Below are 12,169 nucleotides of genomic sequence, written 5' to 3' on the forward strand. Positions count from 1 at the left end.
ATTTAAAGATTTTTAAATTGTTAGTTTTTTTCATAATTAAATATTAGGGTAAGTTAAAGTGATTATTTACTTTTGTATCTCTAAAATTTTACTCTAAACAAGATGAATTTACACGAATATCAAGGAAAAGAATTATTAAGCAGCTTTGGCGTACGTATCCAACGTGGTATTGTTGCTCAAAATGCTGATGAAGCAGTAGCTGCAGCAAAAAAACTAACTGAAGATACAGGAACAGGATGGCACGTAATTAAAGCGCAAGTTCATGCTGGTGGACGTGGTAAAGGTGGAGGAGTTAAGTTAGCCAAAAATTTAGACGAAGTTAAAGATATAGCTGGTCAAATTATTGGTATGGACTTAGTAACCCCTCAAACATCTGCCGAAGGTAAGCGTGTACACCAAGTTTTAGTTTGTGAAGATGTATATTATCCTGGAGATGAAGAGCCAGATGAGTTTTATATCTCAGTATTATTAAACAGAGGAACTGGTCGTAACATGATTATGTATTCTACAGAAGGTGGAATGGATATTGAAACTGTTGCTGAAGAAACTCCGCATTTAATTTTTAATGAAGAAATAGATCCTGCTACAGGAATATTACCTTTTCAAGCAAGACGTATTGCTTTTAACTTAGGTTTATCAGGTTTAGCATTTAAAGAAATGACAAAGTTTGTAACTTCTTTATATACTGCTTATGTAAAGTCAGATTCTTCTTTATTTGAAATCAATCCAGTATTAAAAACTAGTGATTCTAAAATAATGGCTGTAGATGCAAAAGTATCTTTAGATGACAATGCATTATATAGACATAAAGATTTAGCAGCTTTACGTGATTTACGTGAAGAAAACGCAATTGAAGTTGAAGCAGGAGAGCAAGGTTTAAACTATGTTGACTTAGACGGAAACGTTGGTTGTATGGTAAATGGAGCAGGATTAGCTATGGCAACAATGGATTTAATTAAACAAGCAGGTGGTGAGCCAGCTAACTTTTTAGATGTTGGTGGTACTGCAGATGCAGCAAGAGTTGAAATTGCTTTCGAACTTATTTTAAGAGATCCAGCTGTAAAAGCAATTTTAATTAACATTTTTGGTGGTATCGTTCGTTGTGATCGTGTTGCTCAAGGTGTAATCGATGCTTACAAAAACATGGGTAACATTACTGTACCAATTATTGTACGTTTACAAGGTACTAATGCAGACATCGCTAAAAAATTAATTGACGATTCTGGTTTAGATGTAATGAGTGCAACAGAATTCCAAGAAGCAGCAGACAAAGTACAAGCAGTATTAGCTTAGTACATTATATTATTATATATAAAAAAAGAGCAACTATTTAGTTGCTCTTTTTTTTGGTTTAGAATAGGTTTTATTTAAATCTATTTTTTTAGGTTTCGCTTTCGCGGAAACATGGCCTGATGGTTTCTCTCCTTTTTTAGGCATTGGTCCTCTTAGATGGATCACTAATCCGTTTAAAAAATTACGCAAAATTTGATCTCCACATTCTACATAATTAGGATGATCTTCTCTTCTAAAAAAAGCACTTAGTTCTGTTTTTGAAATTCTAAAATCTACTAAAGCTAAAATTTCAATAATATCAGTGTCTCTAAAACTATGAGCTACTCTCAGCTTTTTAAAAATATCGTTATTTGTCATGTTCTTAATATAAAGTACAAAAGTACAAATTTGAAAACGGTTAACTAATTATAATGAAAACAATAAAAAGCATACAATTTTTTACTTAATAAATCGTTTTTAGAATTTAGTAGAAAATTAAAACATATATAAATATCAGATCATTCAATATTAAAGTTTATTAATCTGAAAATAATTTAAAATCATTGTTAAGCATCATTTTACATCTATTTATTTGGATATAATGAAAAGCGATTAACATTGTTAAATAATGTTAGTAGTAGTTTTTAGTAAAGTTGTAATTAACTAAAAATCAGTTAAATAGCGTGTTGTTTTTCGATGAACTACCAATTTTAAATGATTATTATATAACAATATTAGTTAACTTTATAATAAATAATAATCCCTTAATATTATGCATAATAGAAAAGAAAAATTAAGTCTATTATCAGAAATGATTGCATTTGCAAAAAGTGATGATAATATTAAAACGGTAGAGTATAATTTTTTGTTAGCAGTTGCTAAACAATTAGAAATATCAAGAGAAGATTTTGATTATTTAATTAATAATCCAATAAGTAGAATCAATCTTAAATCCCATAGTCAGCGTATCGTGCAATTCCATAGAATGGTATTATTAATGCATGTCGATAAGGCTAGAACACAAAACGAGCTTGCTAAATTGTATAACTATGGTCTTAGAATGGGTTTAAACCATAACTCTATTACCAAAGTATTATACTTAATGGAAGGTTTTCCTGATATGATAGTTCCTGCAGAAGTATTAATTGACATTTTTAAAGTGCAGTATAATTAACTATTGTATTATTTTGAATACCTATTAGAAAAATCAAAGACTAATATTATAAATCTAGCCCATTAAGTTGGACACTAAAAGTGTGTTAAGAAGCTATTCAACAAGTATAATTAGTTAAGCCTTCAAAGCTTCTAATTTTCCTTGGTAGTCTTTAATTTCATCTCTTAGTTTTGCTGCGACAATAAAGTCTAATTGTTTAGCAGCCTCTTCCATGATTTTTCGTTTTTCTCTAATCTTCTTTTCTAATTCACCTTTAGATAAATATTCACTTTCTGGCTCAGCTGCTTTTGCAGCTTCTAGATCATAACTATATGTACTAACCGAGTTTTGTGATAAAGCACTATCCAAGCTTTTATTTAAAGCTTTAGGGACTAAGTTGTTTTTAGTATTATAATTGATTTGCTTGGTACGTCTATACTCAGTTTCATCAATGGTTTGTTGCATACTTTTAGTAATCTTATCAGCATACATTATAGCTTTACCATTAAGGTTACGTGCTGCACGACCAACAGTTTGAGTTAAAGATCTAGCCGAACGTAAAAAACCTTCTTTATCTGCATCTAGAATGGCAACTAAAGAGACTTCAGGTAAATCTAAACCTTCACGTAATAAGTTAACACCAACTAAAACATCATAAATACCTTTACGTAAATCTTGCATGATTTGGACACGTTCTAAGGTATCTACATCACTATGTATATAATTTACACGCACATTAATTCGGCTTAAATATTTAGTTAATTCTTCAGCCATACGTTTTGTAAGGGTTGTAACTAAAGTACGTTCATCCTTTTCAACACGTTGTTGTATTTCTTCAATTAAATCATCAATTTGGTTTAAGCTTGGTCTAACTTCAATAATTGGATCCAAAAGACCAGTTGGACGTATTACTTGCTCTACATAAACACCATCCGTTTTTTGTAGTTCATAATCTGCAGGAGTTGCACTAACATAAACCACTTGGTTTTGTAACGCTTCAAACTCTTCAAATTTTAACGGTCTATTGTCCATAGCAGCAGGTAGCCTAAACCCATAATCAACAAGGTTTTCTTTTCGGCTTCGGTCACCACCATACATAGCATGTACCTGAGATACCGTTACGTGACTCTCATCTACAACCATTAAATAATCATCAGGAAAGTAGTCTAATAAACAGAATGGTCTTGTGCCTGGTTCACGACCATCAAGGTAGCGCGAGTAATTTTCTATTCCAGAACAATACCCTAATTCCCTGATCATCTCTAAATCAAATTCGGTACGTTCTTTCAGACGTTTTGCTTCTAAATGTTTACCAATCTCTTTGAAGTAATCGTGTTGTTTTACTAAATCGTCTTGAATAGATTTTATAGCGTTTTGTAACACGTCAGGAGAGGTTACAAACATGTTTGCTGGATAGATGGTAAGTCTGTCGTATTTTTCTACTATTTCGTTAGTTTGAATATTAAAAGCTTCTATTTCTTCAATTTCATCTCCAAAAAAATGAATTCTAAAAGCATCATCAGCATAACTAGGGAAAATGTCTACAGTATCTCCTTTTATTCTAAAATTACCATGTCTAAAATCTGCTTCAGTACGCGAGTATAAGCTTTGTACTAATTGATGTAATAATTTTGTACGTGAGATTTGTTGGTCAACCTCAATTGTAATAACGTTTTTCTGAAACTCAACAGGATTACCAATACCATATAAACACGATACAGAAGCAATAACAATCACATCACGACGTCCTGATAATAGGGAAGAGGTTGTGCTTAATCGCATTTTCTCTATTTCTTCATTGATAGATAAATCTTTTTCAATGTAGACACCAGAAGTAGGTATGTAAGCTTCTGGTTGATAATAATCATAGTAAGACACAAAATACTCTACAGCATTTTCTGGAAAAAACTGTTTGAATTCTGAGTATAACTGAGCAGCTAACGTTTTATTATGTGCTAAAACTAAGGTAGGCTTTTGTGTTTCTTCAATCACATTGGCTACAGTAAAGGTTTTACCAGAACCTGTAACACCTAATAAAGTTTGGTATTTGTCTTGATTACCCAAGCCTTTAACTAATTGTTTGATAGCATTGGGTTGATCACCAGTTGGCTTAAACTCTGAATGGATTTTGAATTTCATAAATACAAAATTACAGAATAATAAGCAGTTTTTATTTAAAGGAAGGTTAAAGCTTGTGTGGCTTATCTTATTAAACTAAAATGACCTCTTGTAGCAGATCCGTTAGGGAAAGTCGCTAAATACCAATAATCATTGGTTGGTAGTAGTTGTCCATTTAATGTTCCGTCCCAACCCTCAGACTCAGGATTGATTTGGTGTAATAGTTTACCAAAACGATCAAAAATCTTAATATCCAAATTGGTATTAAAGTCTACAGTCATTCCTGAAGGCTTCCAATATTGATTATAAATATCTCCATTTGGAGTAAAGTATTTAGGAAAACCTAATATGGCAAACGTTTGTTGGCTAACACTACAACCATCAATATTTCTAACATATACAGTATGTAATCCAGAATTTAAATTGGTAAATACATTGCTGTTTTGATAGCTTCCTTGGTCCAAAGCATACTCAAAATTACCGTTATTTTCAAGTATTATTGTAGCAGTATTGTTACTAGTCAATTGAGTGTAATTAATCTCTTGTATAATTGGAGCTTCAATTGCAGTAACAGTTATATCTCTAGTATTAAAACAACCATTTGGATCTGTAATAATTACTGTGTAAATACCAATTTGATTGATGTTTATAAAAGACGTGTCAATTCCTGTATCTATTCCGTTTAGTAACCATTGGTAGTAATAGTTGTTAGGTGAGTCGTTTAAAACACCTCCTTGTAATGTTATGGTTTCAGGATAGTTATTTAAACAATAGTTAACAGTTTCATTTTCTGAAATTTGTGGAGTGTACAATACATTAAGTTGTACTTCTGTAATAGCGTAACAATCGATGCTGTTGGTTTTGACTTTTGCAACTATAGTTTGTGTGTCTGGTTGTGTTGTTAAAAATTGTGTTGGCAACGGATTGCTTTCCCCGAAAGCGTCTTCCATTGTATTGTAAAAAATTATTGAAGCATTGGCAGGAACTTGAGGTTGGATTTGTGCAGCGACCTCGTCTAGATCAAAAGTTGTTAAACCATCAATGTCACCATCATCACAACCATCAAAATTATAATTGGGTAAGGTATTGTTAGATATGCTTAATGCTATTTGAGAAATATTTGTGCAGCCAGATTGATTATTAACCAATAAAGCATAAACGGTTTGGTTTACACTTGTGTTTTCAAAATTTTGAGGTGTCGCAATTGGGTTTGATTGTTGTTCGGCATCCAATTGTGAGGTATAAAAACCTTGTATAGATAAGTCTGGATTTGAACCTAAAAGGGTTTGGTCTACTGTTAATAAATTATAATTACTAAAGCCATCTTGATCAAAGTCACATTGTATTATAGAGGTGTTTGATGTTGGGAAATCATCATATTTTTCTATAATAATTTCGCCATAGCTAATACAACCATTGGCTAAAGTGACCTCAACGTTATAGGTTCCTGCATCTTGTATGTCTAATGTAGGATTGGTTTGAGTAGCTAATAAGGTGTTGTCTTGATACCAAGTGTAAACGTTATTACCAGTTTGTGTTGCGTCCAAAGTAATAATATCGTTTGGACATAAAGCATTATTTGTGTCTTCTAATAAATTAGGACCTAAGTTAGTGGTGACTTGAAAACTTCCAGCTTCTAAAAATACAGCAGAATCGTATCTGTAATTTTGCTCGTCTGCAATGACAAGCTTTACTTGATAGGTTACATTGGGTGTTGTGTTTGCTGTAGCAGAAAGAACTTTGGTTTGTCCATTAAAATTGATTGGTGCATTGGCGTCATTCCAACTTCCAAAATAAAACGGATTTTCTTCTTGGCATCCACCTGGTATTTCTGGATGAACAGTGGTTACCTTTACAGGTGTTTGTGTATTAGGTACTAGAGCTATATTTTGGTATTGTTGTTGACCAACTTCGCGAATTAAAAAACCAAATAAATCAGAAAATTGACAGGTGTTAGTATTATTTTCTTGATACTCTTCTGACGCAAAAATGTAATTGAAGCTAATTTGAGAGGCTACCGTAGTAAATTCAAATTCAAGTATTGTTGCGTTGATAGTATTGTTTTCGTTTAAGGCAATTTCTAAATCTTGATCACCAGACCAATTATTTGCGTTATCATCGCTTAAAGAGGTGTTTGGACCATTAACATTATTTAAGCGTCCAGTACTTAAAACAATACCATTTTGAAATGGAAACGTTGTACCTGATGCATCAAAATAACCATAACTTTGGTCAGAGCCTCCAAAATCGCCACCAATTACATTAGTTACTTGGATATTTGTAATACAGTTACTGTCTATTAAAACATCCTCTATTAATTGTTGAGGTGTATAAGTTTGTACGTCTGTTGTAACGTTTTGTGCAGTTATAACATTAACAATCAAAACTAAAACTAAAAGTAATCTACTTTGCATATCAATTTTTAGGGATAGCAAAGGTAAGCAACAATTATTTTTAAAATAAAATTTTAAGTGTTAAAGCTTTAAGGCAAAATGACCTTTAACTTGAAACTCTATAGCTCCTTTTTTAACATCAGCAACAAACCAATAATCACTGCTTGGCATTAGGTTTCCGTTGTAACGACCATCCCATCCCATCGAGCTGTGGTTTAGCGTTTTTAACAACTTACCATAACGATCGTAAATATTAACAACGGTACCTACTAATTGGTTAACACCAGTGATGTGCCAAGTATCAAAGTAGCCATCTCCATTTGGAGTGACAAATTTAGGAGTATCTATTATGACAATTTCTTTGGATGTCGAGTTGCAACCATTTAAATCTATAACCGTAATTACATGAGGTCCAATTGGCACATTAGTAAATAGGTTAGATTCTTGAGGAGCTTCGTCGTCAAACTGATATAGGTAATTTCCAATACCTGAAACCTCAACGGTTACATTATTGGGATCTGAAAAATCTACAGTTTCAGTAAAATCTATTGTTGCAGCTTCCGACTCTGACACTGTAAACGTTGTTGAGGTTGTACAACCGTTTTGTGTAGTAACAGTAACGGAATATGTTCCAATTTCAGTAATTTCTATATAACTATTAGTGCTATTTGTTGACCAAGAATAATTATCTGTAGGTATATTAGTCTCGGCAGATACTAATAAAGGTAAGTTTTCTAAACATAATACCTGATCTTGAATATCTAATTCTGGTTTTCTGTTTACAATAGTTTTAAAGCTTGTTGTATTGTAACAACCTGTTATATTATTTTGTACTCTAATAAAGTATTCAGAATTATTTTCAGAATCTACGTTTAAATCTTCTATTACATTGGTGTTATTTTCTGCATCAGCTAATGTTTCAAAATACGAAACACTAAAGTCATTAGGATTTTGACCATTTAGAGCTGTAGTACTTTGTTGACTTAAATCAAAAATTGCAAAAGTGTCATAGTCATTATCACATTGCTCTAAATCTGGAACTGTTCCTGCTGTTGGTATTGGAAAAGCTTGCAGTGTAAAACTGTTGATGTTATAACAGATGCTATTAATAAAATTAGCTCTTACAAATAGGGTCTGATTACCAATAGTATAGTTGTAATTGTTGTCCAAAGCATTTTGTTGTGTTTCAGCATCAACTTGAGAAGCATAAAAAGTCGCTTCAATTGCTTGATTTGTGTCTATTATAGCAGGTAAAGCTTCGTTTAAATTATAACTAGTTGTGCTATTTTCACAAGTGTTAACTACAACATTTGGTGTTATAGTAGGAGGTGTATTAACTGTTAGTAATAAAGGAATTTCGGCATAACAATTAGACACGGTATTTAATACTTTAATATAAACTGTTTGTGGATTTACTGTGTTTGTAAAGTTAGTAGGATCCATGATTCTGTTTGAAGACGATTCTAAATCTTCCGAAGAAGTATAATATTCTACGACAGTATTATCTTGTCTTATTGAAAGTACTTCAAATTCTGAAAGCGTTAAGTCAAATGTTACAAAACCATCAGTATTATCATCACACATTTCTAAACCACTAGCAGAGTTTGTTGAAGGTACAGCAATAACGTTAAACTCAAAACTCTCTATACCTTTACAAAACGTACCATTATCTATAGTTGCAAATACTTGTTGCGGATTTACAGTCGTTGTAAAACTATCAGGTAAAGGATTAGTTTGTGCTTCTGCATCTGCAAGAGTTAAGTGGTAAGTAATGGACAGTGTTTCAGGTGAATTTTGACTGATTTGAGAAGATATTTCTGTTAAATCGAACGTAGAAAATCCATCATTCGAAACATCATCACAGACAAACACATCTGTAGGTGCATTGTAAATTGGATTAGAACCAACTTCTATTTGAAATGACGATGTGCCATAACAATCTGAATCTGTAGTGTTTTGAACACGAACAAATATAGTCTGAGGATTTGAGATGTTTTCATAAATATTATTTTTGTTAATAGGGTTGTTTCCAGAATCAGCATCAGCTTGAGATATATAATATAAAACTTGTTTGCCTGTCTGACCATTAAGTATTTCGGTATCCTTATCAGAGAATAAAAATTCGCCTATTTGGTCTCCATCAGTTTCACAGCTAATATAGGTTTCAATTGCATCAAAAACAGGAAGTGTATTTACATAGATTCTAATATTGTCAACTCTAAAACATCCAGTAGTCGAGTTTTCAACACGACAAAATACCATTTGTGTGTTAGCATTGTAACTGGTGTCATTTAGTATTGGGTTACTGTTAGATTGAGCGTCTACTTGTGAGTTATGAAATGTGATAGTTCTGTTTGTAGTATCTGGTACCATTTGATTGATAGACTGTGTTAAATCTATAATAGAAAAACCATCTTGATCATCGTCGCAAATAACAATGTCCTCAGCATTATTAACTTGTGGAGCAGGTAAAACATCTATTGTTAACATTGATACTGCACTACAGTTATTTTGATTTTGTACTCTAACATATACTGTTAAAGGGTTACTTGTATTATCATAAAAAGGAGGTAATGCATTAACGTTGGCTTCTGCATTAGCTTGAGAGGCAAAATATTTTACTGTTCCGCCTTCAACACCAGTAGCAACATAATCGTCAAAACTAGTTAAATCTATACTTGTAAACCCATCACTGTTAGTGTCACAATAGTTTTGTGTTGTTAATGTTTGTATGGCAAAACCTTCATTAATTATTAGTTGTATTGAAGATTCATATGAGCATGCTGGACTGTGTAATGTTATAAATAATGTTTTAGGAGTAGTGTTTACTGTATACGGTTGGTTTTGGTTAATAGCATTGGTATTTGCTGTTTGGTCTTCAACGGTTTCATAAAAATCAATTGTTAGATCTTCGTTACCATTAATTATCATAATACCAACTTGTAGTAAATCAAAGTCTACAATACCATCATTAGAAGCATCATCACACTCGTAAAAATCTGTTATTTCAGTACCAGTTTCAAGTAAAAAAGTGTGTAATTCTTGTGGTACTATTGAGACGCAACCAGTATCATTGTCTTCAACTCTAATAAATAAGGTTTGTACAAATTGTTGCGTATTTGGGTAGTTGGTTGGATTGTTAATCGGGTTTGTTCCTTCATAAGCTTCATCTTCGGTTTCATGATGGGTTACTGTAACATTGGTAAGACCTTGTAATACGCCATCAAGATTTTCGGTTAAATCAAAATTATCATAACCATTTCCGTCTTGTTCACAAGCATCTAAAGATAATGTGTCCATGTTGATATCAGGAAAGTTATTAATCTGAATATCTAAAGTTGTTGTCGTACTACAACCTGTAGTTATATCTAATACACTAACGTAAAGTGTTTCTGTATTACTAGCAGGAGTATAAGGCGACTCTATTTGGTTTTCAATACTGTTTGCATCAGTTTGATTAAAATGATAATTAACATAGTAGTTTGGATTATTGTTAGTGATTTCGTCGTTTTTTACCGTTAAATCAATTGCACTATTATTAGCAGCACAAATTGTTAAATTAGAAGGGTTAGTTATTGATAAATAAGCGTTTATTATTAAATCAAAATTGCCCATGTATACACAACCAGAACTATTATTTTGTGCTCTAAAATATATTGTTTGTGTAGGGTTTGTACTTAAATACTGTGTGATAGCATTAGTGTTTTCTATTGCTTCGTTTTGATATAAATGAAAGGTTGTCGTATAAGTGGCACTTGGTAAAGTCGTTTCTACTTCAGAAATTTTTGTGCTTAAATCAAAGATTTCTTCTCCATCATTTGAAGCATCATCACAAACCTCAAAATCGGATATCATCGATCCATCTTGAATGGTGTTTAAAACAATATTAATTGAATCTTCAAAAGCACATGTGTTAGTATTTAGTGGTACAGTGACTTGCACAGTGTAATTTCCATTTGTATCAACAAATAGAGAGTTTGTATTCTGTCCTGCTATAATTGTATTGTTTAGATACCATTGGTAAGTTGCTTGCGGATTATTAGTATCTGCATTTAATGTAACAGAAGTGTCACATGTATTGATGTCTTCACCTAAATCCACACTATCTGTAAAACTGTTACCTTCAATAAATACAGCAGTATCAAAATTACGATCGGTTTGATCTGCAATTATTAATTTAATATTGTATTGTACGTTTGGCAGTATGTTAGCAGATGCACTTAAAACTGTGGTACGACCATTAAAGTTTGTGTCTCCAACATTATACCCTTCAAAATATTGACCATTTTCTGCAGCACAAAATCCAACAATATCATCATGAATAGTATTTGTATTTACAGGTATATCTGTATTTGGTACAACAGCAATGTTTTGATATGTGTCACCACTTCCAGCTTCTCTAATTAAAAAAGCAAAACCATCTGAATATAAACAAGGATACTCAGCGTAATACTCTTCTGAAGCTAAAATGTAATTAAATTGAACAGTATTTGAAGCTGAAATAAAATCAAACTCAATTGATGTTGCGTTTAATGTATTATTTATACCTAAAGCAGCTTCTAAATCTGGATCCGTAGTCCAAGCTGTTGTTCCTTCATTTAAAGGACTAGTGTTTAAAGTATTTCCAGCAGAGTTTGCTTGGCCTGTAGATAACATAATTCCGTTTTCAAACGGAAAATTAGATTCTGCTTTTTCAAAATAGCCAAAACTTGAAAATCCATCAATATTTCCGTTTACAGTAGAATTTATGTTAGATACCTCTACACAGCCTTGTACTAAATTATCCTGAACTAATTGTTGTGCAGAAAACGAATCATCAATAGATATTTGCTGAGCAAAACTTGCTAATGAAAGCACTAATAGTAGAGTGCAAAATGTTGGTTTTAGGTTAATTTTCATTGTTTTGTTGGTTTTTCTTAAAACACGATGAAATACATATATTATCGATTAAAGGACAAACATATGTAAAATATCGACTAAACGCAAGTTTTGACGATAAAAAGAAGTTTTTATTTTCCTGATTTTTAAATTATTAGCAAAATGTCGCGTTTTTAGACTTGCTAAGCGTATTTTGAGATATAGCTATTTTTCAGAAAAAAATGTTTCTATTGAAGTTTGGGAGGATAGTTATATAAGATGAAGCTTAACTAAGCTATTTTAATAACATAAAAACATGATTTATTTTGAAGAATACTAATTTTGCATGCTTTATAAGTAGGTGAAAAAACGGTAT

Annotated in this window: 6 protein-coding genes; 2 read left to right on the top strand and 4 right to left on the bottom strand. The window is 32.0% G+C overall.

Annotation, left to right across the window (positions count from 1 at the left end; all coding sequences use genetic code 11):
• Positions 1-102 precede the first annotated feature (102 nt).
• Positions 103-1,293, top strand: a complete 1,191-nt coding sequence (sucC, locus tag AC0L4B_RS08305) for an ADP-forming succinate--CoA ligase subunit beta (protein WP_473439353.1) — start codon at positions 103-105, stop codon at positions 1,291-1,293.
• A 33-nt stretch (positions 1,294-1,326) separates the two neighbouring features.
• On the opposite strand, the gene AC0L4B_RS08310 is transcribed toward sucC, so the two are convergent.
• On the bottom strand, positions 1,327-1,650 hold the full coding sequence (locus AC0L4B_RS08310; protein ID WP_473439354.1) for a DUF1456 family protein: 324 nt from the start codon (positions 1,648-1,650) through the stop codon (positions 1,327-1,329).
• Between the two features lie 394 nt (positions 1,651-2,044).
• On the opposite strand from AC0L4B_RS08310, the gene AC0L4B_RS08315 reads away from it, so the two are divergent.
• Entirely contained in the window at positions 2,045-2,446 is a 402-nt protein-coding gene (locus AC0L4B_RS08315; protein WP_473439355.1) for a TerB family tellurite resistance protein, read from the top strand.
• Between the two features lie 114 nt (positions 2,447-2,560).
• Here the strand turns inward: AC0L4B_RS08315 and uvrB are convergent, their stop codons facing one another.
• The 3 genes from uvrB to AC0L4B_RS08330 form a co-directional block, all read right to left on the bottom strand.
• Complete coding sequence (uvrB, locus tag AC0L4B_RS08320; RefSeq protein ID WP_473439356.1) at positions 2,561-4,564, bottom strand: excinuclease ABC subunit UvrB; 2,004 nt, start codon at positions 4,562-4,564, stop codon at positions 2,561-2,563.
• 62 nt (positions 4,565-4,626) lie between these two features.
• Positions 4,627-6,957: a choice-of-anchor L domain-containing protein gene (locus AC0L4B_RS08325; RefSeq protein WP_473439357.1), complete on the bottom strand. Its 2,331-nt coding sequence runs from the start codon at positions 6,955-6,957 to the stop codon at positions 4,627-4,629.
• Positions 6,958-7,017: 60 nt separating this feature from the next.
• Positions 7,018-11,835: a choice-of-anchor L domain-containing protein gene (locus AC0L4B_RS08330; RefSeq protein WP_473439358.1), complete on the bottom strand. Its 4,818-nt coding sequence runs from the start codon at positions 11,833-11,835 to the stop codon at positions 7,018-7,020.
• Positions 11,836-12,169: the final 334 nt, after the last annotated feature.

The sequence above is a fragment of the Olleya sp. NP1-10 genome, assembly GCF_055804415.1.

What these genes read in the sequence shown, in the direction of transcription:
- AC0L4B_RS08315 (WP_473439355.1), top strand. Translation starts at nt 2,045, where the DNA reads ATGCATAATAGAAAAGAAAAATTAAGTCTATTATCAGAAATGATTGCA.
- AC0L4B_RS08330 (WP_473439358.1), bottom strand. Translation starts at nt 11,835, where the DNA reads ATGAAAATTAACCTAAAACCAACATTTTGCACTCTACTATTAGTGCTT.
- AC0L4B_RS08325 (WP_473439357.1), bottom strand. Translation starts at nt 6,957, where the DNA reads ATGCAAAGTAGATTACTTTTAGTTTTAGTTTTGATTGTTAATGTTATA.
- uvrB (WP_473439356.1), bottom strand. Translation starts at nt 4,564, where the DNA reads ATGAAATTCAAAATCCATTCAGAGTTTAAGCCAACTGGTGATCAACCC.
- AC0L4B_RS08310 (WP_473439354.1), bottom strand. Translation starts at nt 1,650, where the DNA reads ATGACAAATAACGATATTTTTAAAAAGCTGAGAGTAGCTCATAGTTTT.
- sucC (WP_473439353.1), top strand. Translation starts at nt 103, where the DNA reads ATGAATTTACACGAATATCAAGGAAAAGAATTATTAAGCAGCTTTGGC.